Origin of the sequence: Nocardiopsis listeri NBRC 13360, from assembly GCF_001570765.1 — a bacterium.
GTDB classification, from domain to species: Bacteria; Actinomycetota; Actinomycetes; order Streptosporangiales; family Streptosporangiaceae; genus Nocardiopsis; species Nocardiopsis listeri.
The window spans coordinates 139,271-163,165 of the sequence record NZ_BCSH01000006.1; the positions used below are offsets into that span (position 1 = coordinate 139,271).

General features: G+C 68.3%; 20 protein-coding genes. 14 read left to right on the forward strand and 6 right to left on the reverse strand.

Annotated features, from left to right (window positions below; all coding sequences use genetic code 11):
• Positions 1–61: 61 nt before the first annotated feature.
• The 10 genes from NLI01S_RS02385 (at position 62) to NLI01S_RS25520 (ending at position 11,895) form a co-directional block, all read left to right on the forward strand.
• The gene (locus tag NLI01S_RS02385) at positions 62–1,423 is read left to right on the forward strand and encodes an MFS transporter (RefSeq protein WP_067598359.1); all 1,362 of its coding nucleotides are present in this window, start codon (positions 62–64) and stop codon (positions 1,421–1,423) included.
• A 548-nt stretch (positions 1,424–1,971) separates the two neighbouring features.
• Positions 1,972–2,100 carry a hypothetical protein gene (locus NLI01S_RS26705; protein ID WP_371850598.1) on the forward strand — a complete coding sequence of 43 codons (129 nt, stop codon included), beginning with the start codon at positions 1,972–1,974 and terminating at the stop codon, positions 2,098–2,100.
• 641 nt (positions 2,101–2,741) lie between these two features.
• Positions 2,742–4,052 carry a lysine N(6)-hydroxylase/L-ornithine N(5)-oxygenase family protein gene (locus NLI01S_RS02390; protein WP_067598362.1) on the forward strand — a complete coding sequence of 437 codons (1,311 nt, stop codon included), beginning with the start codon at positions 2,742–2,744 and terminating at the stop codon, positions 4,050–4,052.
• Positions 4,049–5,314, forward strand: coding sequence for an ATP-grasp domain-containing protein (locus NLI01S_RS02395; protein ID WP_067598365.1), 1,266 nt, complete (start codon positions 4,049–4,051; stop codon positions 5,312–5,314). The genes NLI01S_RS02390 and NLI01S_RS02395 overlap by 4 nt, the downstream gene beginning before the upstream one ends.
• Entirely contained in the window at positions 5,311–6,570 is a 1,260-nt protein-coding gene (locus NLI01S_RS02400; RefSeq protein WP_067598368.1) for an MFS transporter, read from the forward strand. Before NLI01S_RS02395 ends, NLI01S_RS02400 begins: the two co-directional genes overlap by 4 nt.
• Positions 6,567–7,121 carry a DUF3291 domain-containing protein gene (locus NLI01S_RS02405; RefSeq protein WP_223809074.1) on the forward strand — a complete coding sequence of 185 codons (555 nt, stop codon included), beginning with the start codon at positions 6,567–6,569 and terminating at the stop codon, positions 7,119–7,121. Before NLI01S_RS02400 ends, NLI01S_RS02405 begins: the two co-directional genes overlap by 4 nt.
• A 58-nt stretch (positions 7,122–7,179) precedes the next feature.
• A complete protein-coding gene (locus NLI01S_RS02410; RefSeq protein WP_067598371.1) occupies positions 7,180–9,135 on the forward strand; it encodes a class I tRNA ligase family protein in 1,956 nt (651 codons plus the stop codon).
• Positions 9,135–10,205, forward strand: a complete 1,071-nt coding sequence (locus NLI01S_RS02415) for an NAD(P)/FAD-dependent oxidoreductase (protein ID WP_084392249.1) — start codon at positions 9,135–9,137, stop codon at positions 10,203–10,205. The genes NLI01S_RS02410 and NLI01S_RS02415 overlap by 1 nt, the downstream gene beginning before the upstream one ends.
• A 26-nt stretch (positions 10,206–10,231) precedes the next feature.
• Entirely contained in the window at positions 10,232–10,714 is a 483-nt protein-coding gene (locus NLI01S_RS02420) for a GNAT family N-acetyltransferase (RefSeq protein ID WP_067598374.1), read from the forward strand.
• Positions 10,715–10,767: 53 nt separating this feature from the next.
• Positions 10,768–11,895 (forward strand): amino acid:polyamine antiporter, encoded by a 1,128-nt coding sequence (locus tag NLI01S_RS25520; RefSeq protein ID WP_157090919.1) that lies wholly within the window; start codon positions 10,768–10,770, stop codon positions 11,893–11,895.
• Positions 11,896–12,061: 166 nt separating this feature from the next.
• On the opposite strand, the gene NLI01S_RS02430 is transcribed toward NLI01S_RS25520, so the two are convergent.
• Both NLI01S_RS02430 and NLI01S_RS02435 read right to left on the reverse strand, forming a co-directional pair.
• A complete protein-coding gene (locus tag NLI01S_RS02430) occupies positions 12,062–13,720 on the reverse strand; it encodes a catalase (RefSeq protein WP_067598380.1) in 1,659 nt (552 codons plus the stop codon).
• Between the two features lie 209 nt (positions 13,721–13,929).
• Entirely contained in the window at positions 13,930–14,427 is a 498-nt protein-coding gene (locus NLI01S_RS02435) for a phosphoribosyltransferase (protein WP_067598383.1), read from the reverse strand.
• A 383-nt stretch (positions 14,428–14,810) separates the two neighbouring features.
• Here NLI01S_RS02435 and pdhA point away from each other — a divergent pair, with 383 nt between their 5' ends.
• The 3 genes from pdhA to NLI01S_RS02450 are packed head-to-tail and all read left to right on the forward strand — an operon-like array spanning position 14,811 to position 18,242.
• Positions 14,811–15,896, forward strand: a complete 1,086-nt coding sequence (gene pdhA, locus NLI01S_RS02440; RefSeq protein WP_067598386.1) for a pyruvate dehydrogenase (acetyl-transferring) E1 component subunit alpha — start codon at positions 14,811–14,813, stop codon at positions 15,894–15,896.
• Between the two features lies 1 nt (position 15,897).
• The gene (locus NLI01S_RS02445) at positions 15,898–16,884 is read left to right on the forward strand and encodes an alpha-ketoacid dehydrogenase subunit beta (RefSeq protein WP_067598389.1); all 987 of its coding nucleotides are present in this window, start codon (positions 15,898–15,900) and stop codon (positions 16,882–16,884) included.
• Positions 16,881–18,242, forward strand: coding sequence for a dihydrolipoamide acetyltransferase family protein (locus NLI01S_RS02450; RefSeq protein WP_067598392.1), 1,362 nt, complete (start codon positions 16,881–16,883; stop codon positions 18,240–18,242). The genes NLI01S_RS02445 and NLI01S_RS02450 overlap by 4 nt, the downstream gene beginning before the upstream one ends.
• A gap of 54 nt (positions 18,243–18,296) precedes the next feature.
• On the opposite strand, the gene NLI01S_RS02455 is transcribed toward NLI01S_RS02450, so the two are convergent.
• Together NLI01S_RS02455 and paaZ are read right to left on the reverse strand one after the other, a co-directional pair.
• Positions 18,297–18,773, reverse strand: coding sequence for an SRPBCC family protein (locus NLI01S_RS02455; protein WP_067598395.1), 477 nt, complete (start codon positions 18,771–18,773; stop codon positions 18,297–18,299).
• Positions 18,774–18,933: 160 nt separating this feature from the next.
• Positions 18,934–20,967 carry a phenylacetic acid degradation bifunctional protein PaaZ gene (paaZ, locus tag NLI01S_RS02460; protein WP_067598398.1) on the reverse strand — a complete coding sequence of 678 codons (2,034 nt, stop codon included), beginning with the start codon at positions 20,965–20,967 and terminating at the stop codon, positions 18,934–18,936.
• Positions 20,968–21,127: 160 nt separating this feature from the next.
• Here paaZ and NLI01S_RS02465 point away from each other — a divergent pair, with 160 nt between their 5' ends.
• A complete protein-coding gene (locus NLI01S_RS02465) occupies positions 21,128–21,715 on the forward strand; it encodes a class I SAM-dependent methyltransferase (protein ID WP_223809075.1) in 588 nt (195 codons plus the stop codon).
• 331 nt (positions 21,716–22,046) lie between these two features.
• Here the strand turns inward: NLI01S_RS02465 and NLI01S_RS02470 are convergent, their stop codons facing one another.
• Positions 22,047–22,568: a YbaK/EbsC family protein gene (locus NLI01S_RS02470; protein ID WP_067598469.1), complete on the reverse strand. Its 522-nt coding sequence runs from the start codon at positions 22,566–22,568 to the stop codon at positions 22,047–22,049.
• Between the two features lie 311 nt (positions 22,569–22,879).
• Complete coding sequence (locus tag NLI01S_RS02475; protein ID WP_067598401.1) at positions 22,880–23,872, reverse strand: ADP-ribosylglycohydrolase family protein; 993 nt, start codon at positions 23,870–23,872, stop codon at positions 22,880–22,882.
• Positions 23,873–23,895: the final 23 nt, after the last annotated feature.

Sequence of the window (23,895 nt, forward strand, 5' to 3'; positions counted from 1 at the left end):
GTGTGCGTCGTGGCCCCGCCAGCGAATCCGGCCACGGCCGGCTGAGAAATACGGAGCATTGATGGCGACTTCCGACGCCGCGACCCCCGGCCCCCGGCCACTCGACCAGAAGGAGAGGCGAAAGGTCCTCGCGGGGACGATGGTCGGCACCACCATCGAGTGGTACGACTTCTTCATCTACGCCCAGGCGGCGGGCCTCGTACTCGCCCCGCTCTTCCTGGCGCCCCTGTCCGAGAGCAGCCCCGCCGTCGCCCAGGTGCTGTCCTTCGCCACCATCGGCATCTCGTTCCTCTTCCGACCGCTCGGCGCGATCGTCGCCGGGCACCTCGGCGACCGCTTCGGACGCAAGAAGATCCTGGTCGCCACTCTCATCCTGATGGGGTTGGCCACCTGCGCCATCGGCCTGCTGCCGACCTACGCCCAGATCGGTATGGCCGCGCCCATCATGCTGATCCTCATGCGCGTGCTCCAGGGCTTCTCCGCCGGTGGCGAGTGGGGCGGTGCCGCCCTGATGTCGGTGGAACACGCACCGGTGAGCAAGCGGGGGTACTTCGGCGCCTACCCGCAGATCGGCGTGCCGTGCGGCATGATCCTGGCGACCTTCGTGGTCTGGCTGATCACCGCGATCATCGGCGCCGACGCCTTCCTCGAATGGGGCTGGCGCATCCCGTTCCTGCTGTCCTTCGTGCTGATCATCATCGGCCACCTCATTCGCAAGACGGTCGAGGAGTCCCCGGTCTTCGAGCTCATGCAGGAGCGCCGGGCCAAGTCCTCCGCCCCACTGGGTCGGTTGTTCCGTGAGCACACCCGCGAGGTCGTCCTTTCCGCGCTGATCTTCGTCGCCAACAACGCCGCCGGCTACCTGGTCATCGCCTTCCTCGCGACCTACGCCTCGCGTCCGGTCGAGGAGTTCGGTCTGGGCATGGAACGCGGTCCGGTCCTGCTCGCGACCACCCTGGCGTCCTTCGGCTGGCTGATCTCCACCCTGTACGGGGGTTGGATCTGCGACAAGATCGGCCGTGTGCGCACCTTCCAGATCGGCTACGTCCTACTCGCCGTCTGGGCCATCCCGATGTGGTTCATGGTCGACACCGGGAACATCTACATGTACTTCCTCGGCGTCTTCGTCTTCACACTGACCTTCGGGCTGAGCTATGGACCCCAGTCCGCGCTGTACGCCGAGATGTTCCCCGCGGAGGTGCGCTACTCGGGTGTTTCCATCGGCTACGCGCTCGGCGCCATCCTGGGCGGTGCCTTCGCCGCGATGATCGCCGAACTGCTGCTGACCAACTTCGGTGCCTCCTGGACCATCGGCGTCTACATCGTGGTCCTGTCCGTGATCTCCTTCGTGGCGGTCTCCCTGGTGAGGAAGGACCTCCAGGGCATCGACCTGCACGTCGACGAGGTCGCTTCGACCAAGTAGGACTCCCACCGCTCGACCCCATCGACAGGGCGACGGGTCGTTCCGCCGATCTGTCGCCCTGTCCTCTTTCCCACGTGGAGTCCAGTCGTGGGACCTGTGCACCGTCCCTTCCCATGCGGATCGCACCGCCGCGACGGTGATCCCGCGCGGTCCCCGGCTGACCGGAGAGACGACATCTGGGCGCGAGCAGACGTAAAGCCCCTGGTAGGGCAGGTCTCACCACAAGATCATGTCCGTAACAACCAGAGGCTTCACCTTCGTCGCCTATTCCGCCACCATCGACGTTCCGCGCCACCTCGGCGAGTTCCTCGCCCGCCACCTGGCCGCCCAGCGACGAAGGATCGCCACTCCGCAGGGTTCTCGGGCGCTGGGACCCTACCGCCAAGTGGTGCGGGTGCTGCGCTGGTTCCGTGAGCGCGGCGGCGTGCACTGCCTGGCCGCGACGCCGGCGTCTCCCAGGCCACCGGCTACCGCTGCCCGCACGAAGGCATCGACGTCCTCACCGACCAAGCCCCCGACATCACCGCCGCCAGGGTGCAGGTATCGGCGTGCACACCCCCATCAAGCGCTCGGCGGGTCAGGTCGAAGGGGCTCTGCACGTGGACCTGCGGATGTACAACGCGCTGTTGCGGCACGTGCGTGCGCTCGGTGAGCGCACCGCCGCCGAGCTCAAGTAGCGCCGGCGGACGCTGGAGCACGTCACGCTCGGCCCGAGCGGGATCGGCGACATCGCCCCTGCGGCTCTGGTCCTTAACCGGCAGTGGAAATGATCTTCGTTGAGGAAAGATCATTCAAAGGATAACTACGCCGGGCCCGTGAGGTCGCCAGCACCTATACGGTCATTCATTCATTGCTCCCGAGGCCGGATCCGGCCAAGGACTTGACCGCGTTCAGGAGGGTGCTGTTAGTCTCGATTTTGGTCAAAACGGGGCGCTAGGAAGGCTGAGTTTAATGGATTCAAGGGGCTGATTGACCCTTGATTTCAAGTGGGGTCGATGCGCTTGGGGTGCGCTGGATATATTCTAGGATCTCCGCTGGTCGAGTAATTGTGGGGTTCCTGTGGCGTGGGGTACCTGAGTGGTGGCTTCTTTCGGGGGTTTTCGGGGGTTCGGTTCCCAATGTCCCCGCCAGGGCGGCGACTCCTGGGTCATCCTCGCGCTCACTCCAGGGTGAGATGCGCTTGCCCTCTAGTGCTTGTCCGGGTTGTCGGACCAGTGTGATGGCCCCGGCCGCCCGGCTGGAGGCAGGGCCATCGAGATGCTGCGAAAACTGACCGGACGAAGCGAAACCCCACCTCAGGCAAGGAGAGTCTTCGGACGTGGATGTATACGATGTAATAGGCATTGGATTCGGTCCTGGGAATATATCTCTGTCAGTGGCCCTGGCTGAGCAGAACCCAGATATCTCTGTGCGGTTCATCGAATCTCGGGATGCGGCTTCGTGGCAGCCAGGGATGCTGCTCGAAGGATCTGATATCCAGAATAACCCTGTTCGAGATCTCGTTTCCCTGAGGAACCCCAGGAGTCGGTTCTCGTTCATAAATTTCCTGTTCGAGACCGGCGGTTTGATCGAACACCTGAACCTTCCGGCGCATTACCCCCTGCGGAAAGAGTACGCCCAGTACGTGTCCTGGGTCGCGCAGAACTTCGACCACCTGGTCGACTACGGTACGAAGGCCGACCGGATCGGGGTCGTCTCAGAGAGTGGTGAACAGTTCTACGAGGTGGGGACCTCGACCGGGCGCCGCTACCGGGCGCGCTCCCTCGTACTGGGCACCGGCCGGACGCCCTACGTCCCCGAGCCCTTCTCCGGGGCGACCGGTCGCAGGGTCTTCCACCTGAATCACTACCTGCCCCGACTGGCTGAGCTGACCAGGGATGGAGAGCCGGCGTCCGTCGCGGTCATCGGCGGCAGCCAGAGCGCCGCGGAGCTGACACTGGACCTGTCCAAGCGGTTCCCGACCACCCGTGTCCGTAACCTCGTCCGCTCCTACAGCCTTCGTCTGAAGGACACCAGCCCCTTCAGCGACGAAGGCTACTTCCCGGAGTTCACGGCCTACTACAACCAGGCCTCGCCGGAGGCGCGCCGGCGCTTGGACACCTACATGCGTGCGACCAACTATTCGTCGGTGGACGGCGACGTCCTCGACGAGCTGTACATGCTCATCCACGAGCAGCGGCTCGACAAGGAACAACGGACCTTCGTCGACGGTAGTCGCGCCGTCACCGCACTCCGGGAGAGTGACGACAAGGTCGCTCTCGACATCCGGGAGGCCGTCACCGGGGAGAGCGAGACCGACGAGTTCGATCTGGTCGTCGTGGCCACGGGCTTCCGTGACCTGGGTCCCGGCCCGCACCAGGAGAGCCACCCACCCCTGCTGTCAGGGCTCGTCGACCGGTTCTCCTTCGACGAGGCCGGCGTCCTCGTGGTCGACTCCGACTACTCGGTCAGGGGCACCGACGAGAATCTCCCCCCGCTGTTCCTCAACGGACTGTGCGAGTACACGCACGGGATCGGTGACGCCGGCTCGTTCAGCCTGCTCTCCCTGCGCGCACAGACCATCCTCGACGGGGTCGTCAAGTCCGTGACGCGCGAGTTGCCCGGCCTGGTCCGAGGGGGTGCGCAGTGAACTCCTCCGTCGCACACGAGGGTGTCCTCCTGGTCATCGGGATCGGTAGCCAGAAGGACAGGGACAGCCGCCCCTACCGTGAGCCCCTGCTGGCCGCCGCCGCCGAGAGGTTCCCCGTCTGGCTGTTCGACAGCGACGAACCCACCTGGCAGAAGGATTACACGGTCGGGGCGACCGCCCTGGACTGCTACGACCCCCAGGCACTGGTGAAGGAGGCGCGACGCCTCGCGGAGCTCCACCCGATCGTCGGGGTGCTGTGCCCGGACGAGGGCACCTTGGCCGCCGCCTCACACGTCACCGAGGAGCTCGGCTTCCCTGGGCTGTCCGTGGAGTCCGCACGGGCATGCCGGGACAAGAAGATCTCCCGCAGCGTCCTGACAGAGGCCGGTATCGCGCAGCCCGGCTTCACCACCGCCCGGAACTGGCAGGAGGCCCTGGCCGCGGCGGAGCGGTTCGGCTTTCCCGTCGTGCTCAAGCCGCGCACCCTGGGTTCCAGCCAAGGTGTCGTCATGGTGAAGGCTCCGGAGGAGATCGAGGGGGCGTTCCACGACACGTCGAGGGCGGCCTACCCCGGGGTGCACATCCCCGACGACTACGTTGTCGAGCAGTACCTCTCCGGGCCCGAGGTGAGTATCGACGGCGTGGTCTTCGACGGCGTCTATACTCCGGCCTTCGTCGCCCGCAAACAGATCGGGCCCGAGCCGTTCTTCACCGAGATGGGCCACGTCGTCACCGCCGAGGACGAGATACTGACGGACGCGGCCGTGCGCTCGATGCTCCAGGACGCCCATACCGCGCTCGGCGTCACCCACGGCACCACGCACTCCGAGGTCAAGCTCACTCCGCAGGGTCCCGTGATCGTGGAGATCAACGGCCGCCCGGGGGGCGACATCCTCCCCTACCTCGGCCGGCTGGCCAGCGGCGTGGACGCATGTCTGGCCGCCGTCGACGCGATCACCGGACGGCCCCCGACCATCCGCCCCACTCGTTCCGGGTCCGCCGGGATCCGCTTCTTCGCTCCGACCGAGCCCTGTCGGGTCCGCGAGGTGCGGATCGGCGACACCAGCACGGTACCCGGTCTGGTGCGGGCGGCTCCCCTGGTGAGTCCAGGGGCGGAGCTGCTCTGCCCGCCACAGGACACCGTGGCCAGGTTCGGGTACGTGATCGTCGAGGGTGCCTCGTACGAGGAGTGCGCGGAACGGCTCGAACTCGCGGACGGGCTGATCACGCTTGACGGAGAACCGCTCAGGACCACTGCATGACGGAAAAGGACCCGAACCTCTCCCCGTCCCTGTTCCGGACCCTGACGTCGATCCCTCGGCCGATCCTCGCCGTCACGCTCAGCGTCTTCCTGAACCGTATCGGCGGATTCTTCGCCATATTCCTGACCCTGGTCCTGGCCGGCCGGGGCTACGGGCCCAACGAGATCACGCTGGGGCTGGCCGTGGTCGCCATCTGCGGGGTGGCCGGAGCGGGTGTGTCCGGCATCGTCGCGGAGTGGATCGGGTCCAAGAACACCGTCGTCCTGTCGACGGGGCTGTCAGCGTTCCTCTCGCTCAGCCTGGTCTACGTCCAGGGCTACGCGGGAACCATCCTTCTGGCCGGGCTGATGGGGGCCTCCCTTCAGGCGTTCAGCCCGATCGCCCAGGCGATCATCGGCGAGGCCTCCCCACCCGAACAGAGGGTGTCGATGTTCGCCGTCTACCGGGTGGCTCTCAACATCGGCGTGGCGGGCGGGGCCTTCCTAGGCGGCCTGTGGGCATCCGAGCACATGGGCACCTTGCTACTCGGCAACGCGATCGCCTCGGCTTTCTCCTCCCTGCTGCTCTTCTTCGTTCTTCCGGGACAGCCCCGTAAGGAGCCCAGGAACTGGAAGGACAAGCGGAAACCGGTCCAGCGAGGCCCCGGCCCCCTGTCCGATCCGCGGTTCGCCGCGGTCTGCGTCCTGTTCGGGCTGACCTCACTCGTCTACGCGCAGCACACCGGATCACTGCCCTTGGCGGTCACCGACAACGGTTTCAGCGCGGGGTTGTTCGGATCCCTGCTCGCGATGAACGCCCTGCTCGTCATCGTGTTCGAGGTACCTATCGCTCTCGGGGTGCAACGGCTTCCGGTGCGTATCCCGATCGTGCTGGGGGCGGCCTGCGTCTTCGTCGGTTTCCTGGTGAACGCCTTGGGGATCGGCTGGCTGGTGTTGATCGGCGGCGTCCTCCTGTGGACTCTGGGCGAGATCCTCGTCTCCCCGGTGTCCGCGGCCATCGCCAGCGGCGCCGCACCAGCGGGTGCCGGAACCCGCTACCAGGCGTTCCTGGGGTTCTGTCAGATGGCGGGCATGTCGGCCGGACCCGCTCTCGGAGTCTTCCTGTACGGGATCGATCCACAGCTCCCGTGGCTGGCCAGCGGCGTCCTGGGTTTCTTCGTCGCGTTCCTGTTCTTCTGGCTTTTGCCGCTCGACCCGGGGCGGCTCACCACCCAACGCTCCAATGACCCGAACATCCGGATGGGAAAGCAGCCATGACCCACCTGCACCGAGTGGCGTTCACGACCTTCGCGGTGATGAAGGAACCCTACGGCTCCGCTGTCACCAAGGGCTTCGAGGACCTGACCGAGCCCACGTTCGAGGAGGCCGAACGTCAACCGGGTTTCGTCGCCCGGGCCACGAGCCCCGACGACGAAGGACAGGACACCAACTTCGGTAAGGACTACGGGCCCTGGGGGGAGTTCGACGTGCCCCGCTTCTACGTGTGGGGTCGCACGGAGGAGACCGATCGCCGGGCCTCCACCCTCTCCGTCTGGGAGGACCTGGAGTCCGTCTACTCCTTCGTCTACTCTGCACCGTTGCACAGGTCGGCCCTCCGACAGCGACACGACTGGTTCGTCCGGCCGGAGTGGCCCTCATACGCGATCTGGTGGATCGGTGACGAGACCCCCACCTGGAAGGACGCCTGCCGGCGGCTCGAAAAGCTGCATGACGAGGGGCCGACCCCCGCGTCCTTCACCTTCCACGACCCCTTCACCGCTCAGGGCGAGCCCATCGAGCTGATCAAGAGCGGAAGGAAGCGGTCGTAAGGACAGGCACGGTTCATTCCCCCGCCCGCACCCTCCCCTACTGGACGGGATTTTCTCCATGATCACACGTACGTTCGACCGCGAATCCATGACCTGGTCGTACGAGATGCACCTTCAACCAATGCTCTCGGCCACCGACATCCCCGGACTCCCCTTCGGGTCCGTCTTCGGCAGCGTGCCCGCGCACACGGTCTCCAAGCGCCACGCCCACCAGGACGACGAGGTCTTCATCGTCCTGAAGGGCGAGGCGGTCGTCGTCCTGGACGGTGAGGAGCTTCGGACGAAGGCGGGCGACGTCGTCCACCTCACGCCGTTCGGCTTCCACGAGATCCGCAACGACACTGATGAGCCGTACGACATCGTCTCCATCTTCTGGGAGAGCGTCCCCTCCGCCACCAACGCGCTCAAGGCCAACGAAGCCAGGGCCAAACTTCCGGAAAACGCTCTCGTGTGCTGCCCGCCCGTCACCCCCAACGGAGGTCTCCACCTAGGACACCTCTCGGGCCCGTACGTGCGCGCGGACATGTACGTCCGCGCGCTCCGGTCCATGGGGCGTCGGGCCCGCTATCTGACCGGCACGGACGACCACCAATCGCACGTCGCCTTCAAAGCCGGCGGAGGCGGCGCCGAAGCCACCGCACTCGCCGCCTCCTGGCGGGAGAGGATCGAGGACACCCTCACCAGGGCGGCCATCGACGTCGACCGCTTCACCGTCTCCGCTGTGGAGGGCGAACAGGCCGCCCGCATCCGGTCCCTGTTCGATCGCGTACTCGAGTCCCCCTCGGTGACGTGGGAGAAGAAGGAATCGGCCTACTGCCAGAGCTGCGACCAGTCCCTGTACCAGGCGTTCGTGGAGGGGGCGTGCTTCACCTGCGGCGCTGACAGCAACGGGGAGATCTGCGAGGCGTGTGGTCGTCCTAACGAGGCCCGGGAGCTGGTCGACGCTCGCTGCCGGACGTGCGGCGGCGCGGTGACGGTGCACGAGGAGACCTCGGCCTGGATCGACCTGGGGAGTCACATCGACCGTCTGCGCGCGTATCTGAACGACGCGGACACTCCGCCCGACCTGAGGACACTCCTGGACGGGCTGCTCGACGCACCGGGTGGTCTGGCGCCGTACCGGCTGACGCGCACCGGTGACTGGGGCCTGCCGGTGGGCGAGGAGGGCCGGCGCCTGGATGCGTGGGTCGACCTTGCCCTGACCTACCTGGACGCGGTCCGGAGCGAGACCGAGGAGCATGGCCCGGCCGACGTCGCTCTCTTCCTCGGGTACGACAACTCCTATTACTACGCCATCCTGCTCCCCGTGTTGGCCTTCGTGGTGGACCTGGCCGACCTGTTGCCCTCCTCATTCGTCACCAACCAGTTCCTCCATCTGGACGGGGACAAGTTCTCCACCAGCCGGGGGCACGCGGTGTGGGCCGATGACGCCCTGGAGGGCTCCGGGAGCGACCAGGTGCGTCTGGCCCTTCTCCGTCGGGCGCCCGAGGGCCGGGTCACCAGTATCTCCACGGACGAGACCGCCGACCTGGACGGCGACCCCTTGCTTCAGGATGCGGCCGTGTGGCTGAACGGATTCGGAGAGCTGATCGAGGAGTTCGGACCGGAGGTGCCGGGAACCGGTGCGTGGACGGACACGCACCGGGAGTTCTACCGGTATCTGGGTTCGGTGACCGAACAACTGGACGGGTTGCTGATCCCCGCCTCCTTCAGCTCACGCGGCTACGTCGTCCTGCTCGACTCCTTCGTCACCCGCGCACGCGAGTTCCGGTTCACGGAGGAAGCCCAGCGCCGGGTACCCACGCAGCAAGAGGAGGCCAGGACGAGTCTGGCCCTCGAGTATCTGGCGGCCAAGGTCTTCGCCGGACTGGCCTGGCCCGTGGTTCCCGCGCTGGCGGAGGACGTGTGGTGGTGGTTGGGGAACACCGGCCGGCCCGAGCGTGAGCAGTCCTGGCCGTTCCTTCCCCCGGGTACCTCCTGCGCGGATCCGGCCGGCCGGTTCGGAACGACTTGATGAGAAGCGTCCCCCTGCCCGCCACCGCTGACGTCGTGGTGGTGGGAACCGGGATCATCGGGGCCTCGATCGGGTACCACCTCACCGAACAGGGGGCGCGTGTCGCCTTCGTGGACCGGGCGGAGGGCGTCGCCGCCGGTGCCACCCGCCTGTCCGGTGGCATGGTGCGTGCCTATGACCCGGACCCCGGTGTCGGCGGGCTCGCTTTGGCCGGCCTGGAGAGATACGCCGACCCTGGATGCTGGCCCACCGGGTGTTCTCCCCTGGTCGAGGTCGGTTCCGTGACGATCGGCCCCCGGGCGGCCGCTCCGGTGTTCCGGGACTCGGCACGGTCGCTGAACAGGGTCTTCGGGCCGTCCGTGTCCGTGGTGGCCGACGCCCGGGAGTCCATGGGCGTCGGCCTGGCGGGCGGAGCGGCCTTGATCGAGGAGAGGGCGGGGTACGTCTCGCCACCGGAGGTCACCACGGAGTGGATCCGCCACGCCTGCGGCTCCACGGCCTCACTGCACCTGGGGGCGCATGTGTCGGGCGTTCGCGGACACCGGGCCGGGGCGTCGCTCCTGACCAGTGCGGGAACGATCGAGGCCGGAGCGGTCGTGACGGCTGTCGGCGGGTGGGGGACGGAGCGGATCAGTGGTTTCCCGCCCGCACACGGTGTCAGGACCCGTTCGATCCAGGTGGCCGTCGTTCGGCGCCCGGCAGGGGCGGGGTCGCACGCCACGTTCGTGGACCTGCGTACCGGCGTCTACGCCAAACCCCTCAACGGGGGGCGGTCCTTGATCGGTCGGCCGCATCTGGTGTGGGGGGTGCCGACGGACCCGCAGCCGCCACCGGATCCCGAGCACACACGGTCCACGGTCGAGGCCCTGGTCGATCACCTTCCCTGGGTGGCGGAGGCCGAGGTGATCCAAGAGATCCGCTCCTTCGACGGCTACACGGAGAAGTCCGACGTCGTCGAAGAGCACCAGGACGAGCGTCTCTGGTCGGTTCGGGCCTGGAACGGCACGGGTGTCAAAGTAGCCCCGGAAGTGGGGAGCACTGTCGCGGAGAGTGTTCTCTCCCGGTTTTGAACGGCAACGTTGAAGGAGGATGCACCATGACCTACCGCATCGAAAGGGTGAACGCGTCGACCTTGGACCAGGTCCTCCCCCTGATCGCGGAGTACCAGGCCTTTTACGAATGCGAGTCCGACGAGGACCGGAACCGCGTCTTCTTCGGTGAGCTCGTGGAAGACGACGTCCACGGACTCCAGTTGGCTGCGTGGGACGGTGACCAGGCCGTCGGCTTCGTGACCCTGTACTGGGTCCGGACCTCCACCCGGGCCACGACCGTGGCCCTGCTGAACGATCTGTACGTCAGGCCGAGCCACCGCGGTGGCCGGGAGAAGGGTGCCGGAGCCGAGCTGATGCGCTCGGCGGCGTCGGAGGCGGCCGCGCGGGGCTACTCGTCGATGAACTGGGAGACCGCCCCCGACAACTACTCGGGTCAGGCACTATACGACCGATTCCTGACCGAGGCCCCGACCCCGGGCAGCAAGACCGAATGGTTCCACTACGGCTACCCGCTCACGGCACGTTGACGTCAGAGGTGGCAGCGGGCGCCGGGAAAGGGGGGACGACATCCCGACGGCCGGTGCTGGGCATCGCCGTCTCTCTGGCCGGGAATGTGCTCGGTGCCGGGATGCTCCTCATGCCCTCGGTGGTCGAGGGCACCATGGGCGCAGCATCCCCGGGGGCGTGGGGGGCCCACCTCGCTTTGGGCGGGGTGGTGGCCTTGCTCCTGGCCGGGATGGTGGCCCGGGCCCGCCCGAACCGGTTGCCGGGCGCGCTCTCCGGGCTGCTGGGGCCATGGGCCGGTCGCCTGGTGGACGCCGTGTACGCGGTCGCGTTCACCTTCGGCCAAGCCGCGATCGCCTGGTTCGCCGCGGTGTGCTTGCTGTCCGCGCTCTCGCCGCTCCCGCCCGTCCCCGGCCCCTCGGGGGCGGCCCTGGCCAGCGGTGTCCTACTGGTCGGGACGGCCCTGGCCACCGTGGCCCCACCGCCGGGCCCCGGAACACTGAGGATGCGCGCGTGGGCGACCGGCCTGGTGGCCCTGGTCTGCGCGGCCGGCGCTTGGCCGGCCGCGGCGGCGCCGGACGCGCTCGCCCCCGACGTATCGTTCCCCGCCGCGTTCTGGCTGGCGCTGGCAGCGCTTTTCTTCGCAGGTGTCGGCTGGGAGTCGGTCACGTCGAGTGTGCCCACGGCACGGATCGGTCCCCGGCGGGCCGCCGGAGGTGTCCTCCTCGGCACGGCGCTCGTGGCGATCGTCTACCTGGGGCTCGCGGGTGTCTACCGGGGTGCGGTCGGCCTGTGGTCGGGCGACGTGACTCCGGCGGGAGTACGGATCCTCCTCGCGGTCCTGGTCGTGGTCCTGTTGACCTCGTACTGCGCCACCAATATCAGGGCGGCCGCCGGGATCGCCTCCCGAGCCTTGGCCCCGGGACCTTCAGGGAAGGCCGACCCGGGCGGGTCTTCGGGGCGCGACGTTCCCGCCTGGCTGATCGGTGCCGTGTGCCTGGTGTGGACCTGGTCGTTCGCGCGTGAGGGCGCCGTGGCCCTGTTGCTACTCGGACCCGCGGCGGGGGCGTGGACCGCCTATACGGTGTCCGCGATCGCCGTGGTCCGACGCGGTTCTTCCGCCTTCCGTGCCTGCGGAGCGGTGCTGGCGGGCGTGTTGGTCGTGCTCTTGGTGGAGGTCGTCCGCGCCTTGTCGGTTCTTTGAGCCTCTGGGGATCGCCGTTCCACATCATCGAGACGTGCTCGACCCACCGCATCGAACGAGGTCGCGCCAGGGCGTGAGTCCACCGGGGTGGGCGCTCCCCGAACCGGGTGCGGCCCCGGTCCCCCGCTCGGGTCCGGGGCCGCGTCGTCGCGCGGTGGGGTCCGGGTCAGCGCTCGACCACGTGACGCTGGTTGGGCACACAGTGGGTCATGGTCAACCCGGACACGTCCCTGGGGCCGTTCGCTCCCAGGTTCGCCAGCCGCTCCCGGTCCTCCTCGGTGAGGTCCTGGCCGCGCAGGGGCTCCATGCCGGCCACGTCACCGGGCGCGATCCCCAGCCCCTCACCGACCCGGAGCCCCAGTTCGTCCTCCACCAGGAGGAAGTGCCACACCATCCGTTCCTGGATGGGGCGTACGCACTGGGAGAGCAGATCCGTGAAGTTGTGCACCAGGTCATCACGCTCCCACTGCTCCATCAGCCTGAAGCGCTGGCCCGCCTGCTTGTAGTCGTTGGCGCGGTCGATGCGCTTACGGGTGAGCCGCCCCCTGATCTCGGGCCCCTGCTCGTCATGGGTGGGGAACTGTCCCTCCCGGAGCCCGCCGGTGATGGACGGCTCGTAGTTGACGTGCGGGTTCTCGCCGGCCTGGTCCTGGTAGTAGGCCATCAGGCCGTCGCGCTGATTGGTGCGCACGTCGGCGTTCTTGGCCTGGTTGACCGGCAACTGAAGGTAGTTGGGGCCCACCCGGTACCGCTGGGTGTCGCTGTAGGAGAAGGTACGGCCGACCAGCATCTTGTCGTCGGAGAAGTCCAGGCCGTCGACGAGGACACCGGTACCGAAGGAGATCTGCTCGTTCTCGGCGAAGTTGTCCGAGACGTTGCGGTCGAGCACGATGCGACCCACCGGCTTGGGCGGAAAGTCCTGCTCGGGCCAGGTCTTGGTGTCGTCCAAGGGATCGAAGTCGAGTTCGGGATGCTCGTCGTCGCTCATCATCTGCACGAGCAGTTCCCACTCGGGGTGGTCACCGCGGTCGATGGCCTCGTGCAGGTCCTTGGTCGCGTGCCCGGTCTCGTTCGCCTGGACGTTGGCGGCGTCGGCCTCGGTCATGCTGCGCACACCCTGCTTGGGCATCCACGTGTACTTGACCAGGACGGTGTCGCCCGTCTCGTTCACCCACTTGTAGGTGTTGACGCCGAATCCCTGCTGGTGCCGGTAGTCCGCGGGGATACCACGGGGGCTGAACAGGTTGACGATCATGTGCATGCACTCAGGCGTCTGGGACATGAAGTCGAAGATCCGGTTCGGCTCCTGCCGGAAGGTCACCGGATCCGGCTTCAACGCGTGGATCACGTCCGGGAACTTGATGGCGTCCCGGATGAAGAAGATCGCGAGGTTGTTACCGACCAGGTCCCAGTTCCCGTCCTCGGTGTAGAACTTGATGGCGAAACCCCGGGGGTCCCGCGCGCACTCGGAGGAGTCGCGTCCGCCGATCACCGTGGAGAAGCGCAGGGCCACGTCGGTGCGTTTGCCCGCGCCCTGGAAGAGCCTGGCCCGGGTGAACCGCTCGATCGGTTCGTCGCCCCACTTGCCGTAGGACTCGAAGTAGCCGAACGCGGTCGCCCCGCGCGCGTGCACGACGCGTTCCGGGATGCGCTCGCGGTCGAAGTGGCTGATCTTCTCCAGGAACTGGTAGTTCTCCAGGGTGGCGGGCCCCCGCTCGCCCACCGTCCGCTGGTTCTGGTTGTCGTAGACCGGGTGCCCTTGGCGGTTGGTGAGCACTTCGCGCTCGTCGCCGGCTTCGGGCCCCTGGCTGGATACGTCGGTCATGTCGGCGGTCCCCCGTGTCGGTCGTGTACCCCCCACTCCCCTGCCCGAGGTGGCGCCGAGTGATGCTGAAGTGACCGAAGAATTGCCTGAATCGGAGGTCGAGGAAAGGTGAGGTGGTCGGGTGTTTCACGTGAAACACCCGACGTCGGTCACCGGTTCCGCGCTCCGGGCGGGTGACAGGGGAGATCCGACCGGTACCGGGCCGACGGTCAGGCGTCGCGAACCTGGTCGGGGCGCTCGACGACGGGGGGCAGAACCGACCAGGGGAAGTTGATCCAGCGGTCGGTGTGCTTCCACACGTACTCGCACTTGATCAGCGACTGCGGCTTCTCGTAGATGACCGCGCTGCGCACTTCGGCGACGTGTTCGGAGCAGAAGTCGTGCACGAGCTTGAGGGTCTTGCCGCTGTCGGCGACGTCGTCGGCCACCAGCACTTTCTTGTTGCTCAGGTCCACCACGTTGGGTACCGGGGGAAGCATGACAGGCATGTCGAGCGTGGTGCCGACCCCGGTGTAGAACTCCACGTTCATCACGTGCAGGTTCTTGACGTCCATGGCGTACCCCAACCCACCGGCGACGAACAGGCCGCCGCGTGCGATGGACAGGATGATGTCGGGCTCGTACCCGTCGTCGGCGATCGCATGGGCCATCTCTCGGATGGCGGTGCCGAAGAGCTCGTAGGTCAGGTTCTCGCGCTCGTCGCTCACGGTCTGGTTCCCCCTGGTAGCCCTGGCGTTGTTCGGTTCGCGGCGGCGTCTGGCAGGTCGGGCCGTCCGCCGCACCGGTACATGCTAACGACGCTCGGGCACCCGAACGGTGGCGCGGTGGGCCCGCCGGATGTCGGTTCGGCGACGAGTCGCCGTGGGGACGAATCGACAGGTCGACACGTGGGTCGCGGGTCACCCGCCCCTGAGTCGTGGGCCACATGTCCATGAGCGGTGGTGTTCTGGATCACAAAGTCGGACGTTTTGTCATTGAATGTGCCTGTCTCCATGACATTTTCTTGATTTCTCCCGGTTTGTAGCGAACAGATGGCCGGAAACAGCACCATGTCCGCATACAGATCTTCCGTGCACCAGGAGGTTGCAGCATGGCTGAGCACCAGGGCCTACTCCCCTCCGAGCGGCCACTACGGCTGCTCGACGAGATGGGGACCCCGGTCGACGGCTCCGGACTCGTGATGCCCGACCACCGGCGTCTCCTGGAGGCGTACACCTCCCTGGTGATCGGCCGCAGGGTCAACGACCAGGCCGGCGCCCTCGTCCGCCAGGGCCGCCTCGCCGTCTACCCCTCCTCCCACGGGCAAGAGGCATGCCAGACCGGTGCCGCGCTCGCCCTGGCCGAAGGCGACTGGCTCTTCCCCACCTACCGCGACACCGCCGCCGTCATCGCGCGCGGGGTCGACCCCGTCGAGGTCCTCACCCTCCTCAAGGGCGACTGGCACGCCGGCTACGACCCCTACGCGCACAAGGTCGCGCCACAGGCCACCCCGCTGGCCACCCAGCTCCTGCACGCCGTCGGCGTCGCCCACGCCGCCCGCCTCCGCGGTGAGGACACCGTGATCATGGCGCTGTGCGGTGACGGCGCCACCAGCGAGGGCGACTTCCACGAGGCGCTGAACTTCGCCGCCGTGTTCAAGGCCCCGGTCGTGTTCTTCGTGCAGAACAACGAGTACGCCATCTCCGTGCCCCTGGCCCGACAGACCGCGGCCCCCTCGCTCGCCCACAAGGGCATCGGCTACGGCGTTCCCGGCGAGCGGGTGGACGGCAACGACGCCGCCGCGGTCCTCGCCGTCCTGGAACGCGCAGTCGAATCGGCTCGTTCAGATGGGGGACCGCGGCTGGTCGAGGCGCACACCTACCGGATGCAGGCGCACACCAACGCCGACGACGACACCCGCTACCGCGACAGCGGCGAGGTCGACCCGTGGACGGAGCGCGACCCGTTGACGCGCATGGAGAAGTACCTCAAGCGCAAGCGGGTGCTCACCAAGGCGAAGCAGACCGAGATCGCCGAGGCCGCCGAGGCCGTCGCCGCCCACATGCGCGAGGGCGTCGCACGGGACACCGACCCCGAACCCGCCGAGCTGTTCACGCACGTGTTCGCCGACCCCACCCCACAGCTGAACGAACAGGCCGCCTTCCTGGCCGACGAACTGAGCAGAGAGGGCAACTGACATGGCGACCGAGAAGCTCTCCATGGCGCAGGCGCTCAACCGGGCGTTGCGCGACTCCCTCTCCGAGGACCCCTCCGTGTACGTGTTCGGTGAGGACGTCGGTCCGCTCGGCGGCGTCTTCCGCATCACCGACGGGCTGACCGCCGAGTTCGGCGAGGACCGCTGCTTCGACACCCCGCTGGCCGAGTCCGGCATCGTCGGCATGGCCGTGGGCATGGCGATGAACGGCATGCGCCCGGTCGTGGAGATGCAGTTCGACGCGTTCGCCTACCCGGCCTTCGAACAGATCGCCAGCCACGTGGCCAAGACCCGCAACCGCACCCGCGGTCGGGTCGGCCTGCCCATCGTCATCCGGGTGCCCTTCGCCGGTGGCATCGGCGGCGTCGAGCACCACTGCGACTCCTCCGAGGCCTACTACGCCCACACCCCCGGCCTGAAGGTCGTCACCCCGGCTACCCCAGAGGACGCCTACCACCTACTGCGCGAGTCCATCGCCTCCCCCGACCCCGTCGTGTTCATGGAGCCCAAGAAGCTCTACTGGGCCAAGGAGGAGGTGGACTTCGACCGGCCCGTGCCCGCCATGGGCAAGGCCGTCGTCCGCCGCGAGGGCACCGACGCCACTCTCATCGCCTACGGGCCATCCGTGCCCACCGCGCTGGAGGCGGCCGAGGCGGCCGCGCAGGAAGGGCGCAGTCTTCAGGTCGTGGACGTGCGCTCCCCCGTCCCCTTCGACGACGAGACCGTGTGCGCCGCCGTGCGTTCCACCGGTCGCGCCGTCGTGATCGCCGAGGCGAGCGGCTACGCCAGCGTGGCCTCCGAGATCGTCGCCCGGGTCACCGAGCGCTGCTTCCACTCCCTGGCAGCCCCGGTCCGCCGCGTCACCGGCTTCGACATCCCCTTCCCCCCGCCCAAGCTGGAACGGTTCCAGCTGCCCGGTGTGGACCGCATCCTCGACGCCGTCGACGACCTACAGTGGGAGGACCAGTGACCGCGCAGAACTTCGACCTCCCCGACCTCGGGGAGGGCCTGACCGAGGCCGAAGTGGTCCGGTGGCTGGTCGCCGTCGGCGACACTGTCACCCTCGACCAGCCGATCGCCGAGGTCGAGACCGCCAAGTCGATCGTCGAGGTCCCCTCCCCCTACGCCGGGACGGTCACCGTCCTGCACGGGCAGGAGGGTGAGGTGATGGCGGTCGGCGAACCGCTCATCACCGTGGACGAAGGTGCGGCCGCGACCACAGCCGACCCCGTCACGGCCACCGACCCCGCGGGTGAGCGCTACCGGGAGGAGGAACGCGCCGGCTCGGGTTCGGGCAACGTCCTCATCGGTTACGGCACCCCCGAAGCGCAGGCCACGGGGCGTCGCCGCAGGCCCCGTGGCCGCCCACCGGCGCGCGGATCCCAACCCGCGAACCCGACCCGCCGGGTCCCCTTGGTGACCTCTCCCCTGGTCCGCCAGATGGCCCGAGAGGCCGGACTTCGCGTGGCCGACATCTCGGGAAGCGGCCCCGGTGGACTCATCACCCGACGGGACGTAAGCTCCGCGATCGAGGCGGCCGGTGCCTCCACCACCGCTCCGGCCCCGTCCGCCCCGATCGCGGTCCACACCCCCACTCCCGCGCCGACTCCAGAGATCCCGCGCACCGCCGACACCCGTACCGGTCTGGCCGAGTCCCGGCGGGTCCCGATGGGCGCGTTCCGCAGATCCGTCGCCGCCTCGCTCTCCCGCAGCCGGCGGGAGATCCCCGAAGCGACCGTGTGGGTGGACGTGGACGCCACCGAACTGGTGCGCCTGCGTCGGTCCGATCCAGAGGGCCCCGGTCTGCTCGCCTACGTCGCCCGCTTCGTCCTGGCCGGTCTGCGAGCCCACCCGGAGCTCAACGGCCTGGTGGACACCGAGCGCGAGGAACTCGTCCAATACGACGGGGTCAACCTGGGCCTGGCCGTCCAGACAGACCGCGGCCTGGTCGCCCCGGCCGTCATGGGCGCGCACCGGCTCACCACCGCCGAACTGGACACCGAGATCAAGGAGCTCTCCCGACGGGCCCGCGAGGGCAAGGCCACCCCGGCCGAACTCACCGGCGGCACGTTCACCCTGAACAACTACGGGTCACTGCGGGTCGACGGCAGCGCCGCGATCATCAACCACCCCCAGGTGGCGATCCTCGGACTCGGCCGCGTCATCGACCGCCCATGGGTCGTCGACGGGGAGCTGACCGTCCGCAAGATCACGCAGCTTTCCTTCGCCTTCGACCACCGCGTCTGCGACGGAGGTGCGGCGGCGGGCTTCATGCGCGTGGTCGCCGACGCCATGGAGGCTCCGGCCAAGGCCATCGCCCGCCTATAAGCGGTGACACGAACGGAAGCGCCTCGGAGGGAGTCGGCACCCCCGGGGCGCTTCTCATGTCCTGTGGTCTTCGAGTGCGGCGCGCATCCGTCGCAGGCGCGGGCCGAAAGCGCCACGGAGCGCGGTGGCCATGGCCAGGTCGCCCAGCGGGCCCAGACCGGTGGAGAACTCGACCACGTCGGTGTGCCGGGTGTCCGATCCGTAGGGCTGGACCCGGTGCGTGTGCCGCCAGTACCGGAGCGGTCCACGTACCTGGAGGTCGCTGAACGAACGCCCCGCCTCGAAGGCGTCGATCACGGCGTTCCAGCGCACCGGGTAGAGCCCGGCCGCACCCCAGCGCAGGTTCAGTGCGCGACCGGCCTCGAACGGTTCGGGCCACTCCAGGACCTCCACACCGGGAGGCATGGCGTCCAGGAATCCGGCCTCACCGATGATCAGCGCGAACACCCGCTCCACCGGGGCGTGGAAGTCCTCGGTCACCCGCAGCGTGGTGGTGCGCCGGGGCGGGACTCGTCGGTCACGTTCACGCAAGTCGCTCCCCCTTCGTCGAGATCCCCAGCATGACAGCGCCCCCGGCCCGAGCGTGTGCTCGGGCCGGGGGCGCCGGCGTGTGTCGTATCGCCCTGTCACTCCGTGGCCTTGTCGCTCTGTCGACTCGGCTACATGGAGATTCGGTGACTTGTCCGTTCGGCTACTCGTCGCCCTTGGCGACCAGGGTGAGGACGTCGTAGGTGGCGACGGCCTCGTCGTCCTGATCGGTGACGACCGCGTCCCAACGCACCTCGCCGTAGTCGGCGTTGGTGCGCGGGGTGATCTGCTTGGCGGTCAGGGTCACCTTGATGACCGCGTCCTCCTTCACCGGGGTGAGGAAACGCAGGTTGTCGACGCCGAAGTTGGCGAGCACCGGACCCGGGGCCGGGTCGACGAACAGACCGGCGGCCAGAGACACCACCAGGTAGCCGTGCGCCACGATCCCCCCGAACAGCGGATTGGCGGCGGCGGCCTCCTCATCGGTGTGCGCGTAGAACGTGTCCCCGGTGAACTCCGCGAAGTGGTCGATGTCCGCACGGGTCACCGTGCGTTCGGCCGACGCGATGGTGTCGCCGATCCGCAGCTCGGTGAGGTCCTTGCGGAACGGGTGCACCTCGCCGACGTCCCGGCGCGAGCCCGTGGTCCAGTGGCCGGTGATCGCGGTGAGCATGTCCGGAGAACCCTGGATCGCGGTGCGTTGCATGTGGTGCTTGACGCCGCGAACGCCGCCCATCTCCTCGCCGCCACCGGCGCGGCCGGGGCCGCCGTGCACCAGGACGGGCAGCGGCGATCCGTGTCCGGTGGACTCCTTGGCGTCGTCACGGTTGAGCACCAGGACGCGGCCGTGCCAGGGGGCCGTGCCCAGGACGACCTCGCGGGCCACGTCCTCGTCGTTGGTGACCAGTGAACCGACCAGGCTGCCCTGGCCGCGTGCGGCCAGCTCCACGGCCTCGTCCACGGTGTCGTAGGTGATGATCGTGCTGACCGGTCCGAAGGCCTCCACGTCGTGGGGTTCCTTCGCGCCGGGCTCGGCCCGCAGCAGGATCGGCGACATGAAAGCGCCGGACTCGTCGTCGGCACCGGTCACCTCGACCCGCTCCGGGTCACCGAACACCAGTTCACTGGAGGTGCGCAGCGCCTTGACCGCCTTGCGGACCTCCTCGCGCTGGTCGAGTGAGACCAGGGCGCCCATCCGGACGTCCGGGTCGTCGGCGGCGCCGACCCTCACCTTGGCCAGGCGTGCGGTGAGGGCCTCGGTGACGGCTTCGGCCATCGAGGTCGGGACGATGACGCGGCGGATGGCGGTGCACTTCTGGCCCGCCTTGACGGTCATCTCGGTGACGACCTGCTTGACGTACAGGTCGAACTCGGGGTCCTCGGGCTTGACGTCGGGGCCCAGGATCGAGCAGTTGAGGGAGTCGGCCTCCACGTTCAGTCGGACCCCGCCGCTGACCACGTTCGGATGGTTGCGCAGGATCGTGCCGGTGGACGCCGAACCGGTGAAGCCGACGATGTCCTGCGGGCCCAGGTCGTCGAGCAGGCCCCGGTGGCTGCCCACCAGGAGCTGGATCGAACCCTCGGGCAGCAGTCCGGACTCCACCATCCGCTTGACCACGGCCACCGTCAGGTAGGAGGTCTGGCCTGCGGGCTTGACGATGCTGGGAAGGCCCGCGATGAAGGCGGGGGCGAGCTTCTCCAACATGCCCCAGACGGGGAAGTTGAAGGCGTTGATCTGCACGGCCACGCCCGGGCGGGAGGTGTAGACGTGCTGGGCGACGAAGGTACCGCCCTTGCTCAGCTGTTCGAGGGGGCCGTCCAGGATGACCTTCGCGTTGGGGAGTTCGCGGCGGCCCTTGCTGGAGAAGCTGAAGAGGGTGCCGAAGCCGCCGTCGACGTCGACCATGGTGTCGCGCGCGGTGGCACCGGTCCGGTGGGAGAGCGCGTAGAACTCGTCCTTGTACCCCATGAGGTGCTTGGCGAGTTCCTTGAGGATGCCGGCCCGCTGGTGGAAGGTGAGCTCTCGCAGGGTCGGGCCGCCCACGGTGCGCGCGTACTCGACCATTCCCGCGACGTCGGGACCGTTCTTCGAGATGCGGGCGACGGTCTCGCCGGTGTTCGCGTCGGCCAAGGGCGATCCCTCGTCCGTGGGGGTGAACCACGACCCCTGGGCGTAGCTCTCCAGTACTTCGGACACCTGACGGTCCTCTCCTCGAACGGTGGGTCTGTGGGAACAGTATTACAGACCGATCGGTCAGTAAATAGGGCCGTACCTGCGTGAGCGCGCCCCACCAGTGCCTTCTCGGTCGGATGCGGGTCGCCTGTCCAGCCCTGGACGGCCGACCTACCGTGGAACCATGACCGACTACGCGCGGATGTACCGTCTCGGATTCACCCCCTGGGAGCGCTATGGCCCCGCCGCCGGGGCGCAGCTTCGTTCCCGGCTCCGGCGTGAGGCCGAGGAACGGGACAGCCCCGGTCGCGCGCTGGACATCGGTTGCGGTCGAGGTCAGTTCACCTCCGCGCTCGTCGACCACGGCTGGGAGACCACCGCCGTCGATCTCGTTCCCGCCGCCGTCGAAGCCGCCCGCCGGAAGGGTCCCGCCGAGGTCACTTACCTCGTCGGAGACGCGACCGACCTCTCCTGCGACCTCGGCACCTTCGACCTGTTCCTCGACATCGGTTGCTTTCAGGGCCTCGACGAGAGTCAACGCGCCGCCGAAGGGCGAGGGGTCACGGCCCTGGCCAACCCGGGCGCCACCCTGCTGATGCTCGCCTTCGGCCCGTCGATCTATCGACGAATGGTCGAGGGGGTGTCGCGAGCGGAGGTCGAGGCGGGATTCCCCGAATGGGAGTTGGTCGACGTGGAGAAGGCCTCCACGGAGGGTCTGGGTCGGCCCATGAACCGGACCGACCCCCGGTGGTACCGCTTCCGCCGCCCGTAGCCATGCCTCGGGGGCCGACGTGAACACCCTTCGGGAGGACGGTCATCCTCTCCACAACCGCAGTGCCTCTGGCTACAGTGCGTGCGGGAAGGTCATCAGTACGGAAACGGACCCGGTTGCCTGCCGGGGCTGTTTCCCGTGTGCTCCTTCAACGATCCAGCGGGCGCGCCGCTCCCGCTGTAGGCATATCGAGAAGTCGCCGTGTCTCCGTGTGGTCATGTCGATCTGGGGAGAGAGCGACGTGTCGACAAAGCAACGCGGCCCGGATCGAAATCGACCCGGGCCGCGCCGTAACCACAGATGGTTTTGTCGACAAATCGACTGATGGCGACTACCTCGTCAAGGACAGGACCTCGGCGCCGGGCAACTCCGCCAGCAACGGACCCGGGACTCGCAACTTGGATCGGCGCAGGCCACTGCCCACGACCACCCACGGGGTGTCGTGGACGGCCTTGTCCACCAGGACCGGCCAACCCTCCGGCAGTCCGAACGGGGTGATACCCCCGTACTCCATGCCGGTCATCCCGGTCGCCTCGTCCATCGGGGCGAAGGACGCCTTGCGCGCGCCCAAGTGCTTGCGCAGCATCCCGTTGACGTCGGCCCGCTGCGTGGCCAGGACCATGCACGCGGCGTGCACCACCTCGCCACCCCGCTTGGCCGCCAGCACCACACAGTTGGCACTGGTGTCCAGGGCCTGCCCATAGCGATCGCAGAAGGCCGCCGTGTCCGCGACCTCCGGATCGATCGCCCCGACACGGACCGACCCGTCGAACCGGGTCACCGCCTCGCGTACCGGCCCGGCCATCAGTTCAGGGTGGTCCAGCGCGGGCACCCACTCGATCCGCTCCGTCATGACCGCTCCCCACTCGCGTTCCGCACCGTGCGGGACCATGATGCCGCACGGTCGGTAGTGGAAAGGGCGGTACCCGGCCGTTGGGTACTCGTATTCCGAAATCGTCCGACCTGTCGGGGCGCCCGTCGCGTGGCGCATCCGGGTCGAGAGCACCCTCGACCTTGCGAAGGTGGAAGTCGACACGTTGGTGGGACGGCTCGGATCGAGGAGGCCGCACTCGTGAACATTGAAGCCGTCCACGGTGTCGTATCCATGACCAGAGGGTGCCTGAAGCCACTGATTCGGTTGGCGTGCTTCGGTCTGTCGCCGGCTCAGTCCGCCTGCCGCGTGTGCCGCAGCAGGATCACCTCCGCGAGCCCACCGAGCCCCTCGGCGCGGTAGCCCGGCCACCCGTGCACCACCTCCAGGTACGCGGCGGGGATGGCCGAACGTCCCCACCTGGCTCCCACCAGTGCTCCCGCGATGGCCGCCACGGTGTCGGTGTCGTCGCCGACCCGTACCGCCGCCATGACCGGTGCGGCGTAGCGGTCGGGCGAGGACTCGTCCCCGGGGGCGTGGACGATCGCCGACCAGGCCGCCTGTAGGGCCGACACCACGAAACCGTTGGGGGCGAAGGTGGTCGGTGGCTCCTTCTCCGCCTCGTCCAACCGCGCCGCCCACTCCCCGCGCACCGACGAGGGCAACAGGTCCAGCCCGCCGCGCACCCCGTCGTAGGTGCCGTGCGCGATCGCGTGCCGAACCGCCTCGCACCACAGCACGCACGCCTGGGCGGCCAACGGGTCGCCGTGGGTGAGGTGGCTGTAGCGGGCGGCGCTCCGCGCCAACCCCTGCGGGTCGTTCAGGTGGGCCAGGGCCAGTGGAGCCGTGCGCATCAGCGAACCGTTGCCCGCGCACCGCTCCCCCACCTCGAACATCCGGTCGGAGCGGCCGGTCATGACCTCGGCGGCGTCACCTCCACGTTCGGTGAGGGACCGATCGGTGTCCTCCAGGATCCGAGCCGTTTGCACCCCGACGTCGGAGGCGCCCCCGTGGAACCAGTTCAGGAACCCCCGGGCGGTCCGCTCCAACGCCTGCGGGGAACGGGGATCGTCATGATCGCGGAGCGCCTCGGCGATGCACACCGCCATCTGCGTGTCGTCGGAATACTCGCCCGGTTCGTAGGGCCCGAGCCCACCGCCGATCATCTCGGGGATCCGGCCCTGGGCCAGACGAGGGGCGAATTCGTAGGGGACGCCCAGGGCGTCGCCGCACGCGGCGCCCAGCAGGGCACCGGCGGCACGGTCGAGCACGGCGGAGGGGATCACGGCACCTCACAGGGGCGGTGGAA

What these genes read in the sequence shown, in the direction of transcription:
- NLI01S_RS02385 (WP_067598359.1), top strand. Translation starts at nt 62, where the DNA reads ATGGCGACTTCCGACGCCGCGACCCCCGGCCCCCGGCCACTCGACCAG.
- NLI01S_RS02400 (WP_067598368.1), top strand. Translation starts at nt 5,311, where the DNA reads ATGACGGAAAAGGACCCGAACCTCTCCCCGTCCCTGTTCCGGACCCTG.
- NLI01S_RS02405 (WP_223809074.1), top strand. Translation starts at nt 6,567, where the DNA reads ATGACCCACCTGCACCGAGTGGCGTTCACGACCTTCGCGGTGATGAAG.
- NLI01S_RS02410 (WP_067598371.1), top strand. Translation starts at nt 7,180, where the DNA reads ATGATCACACGTACGTTCGACCGCGAATCCATGACCTGGTCGTACGAG.
- NLI01S_RS02415 (WP_084392249.1), top strand. Translation starts at nt 9,135, where the DNA reads ATGAGAAGCGTCCCCCTGCCCGCCACCGCTGACGTCGTGGTGGTGGGA.
- NLI01S_RS02420 (WP_067598374.1), top strand. Translation starts at nt 10,232, where the DNA reads ATGACCTACCGCATCGAAAGGGTGAACGCGTCGACCTTGGACCAGGTC.
- NLI01S_RS02430 (WP_067598380.1), bottom strand. Translation starts at nt 13,720, where the DNA reads ATGACCGACGTATCCAGCCAGGGGCCCGAAGCCGGCGACGAGCGCGAA.
- pdhA (WP_067598386.1), top strand. Translation starts at nt 14,811, where the DNA reads ATGGCTGAGCACCAGGGCCTACTCCCCTCCGAGCGGCCACTACGGCTG.
- NLI01S_RS02445 (WP_067598389.1), top strand. Translation starts at nt 15,898, where the DNA reads ATGGCGACCGAGAAGCTCTCCATGGCGCAGGCGCTCAACCGGGCGTTG.
- NLI01S_RS02465 (WP_223809075.1), top strand. Translation starts at nt 21,128, where the DNA reads ATGACCGACTACGCGCGGATGTACCGTCTCGGATTCACCCCCTGGGAG.
- NLI01S_RS02470 (WP_067598469.1), bottom strand. Translation starts at nt 22,568, where the DNA reads ATGACGGAGCGGATCGAGTGGGTGCCCGCGCTGGACCACCCTGAACTG.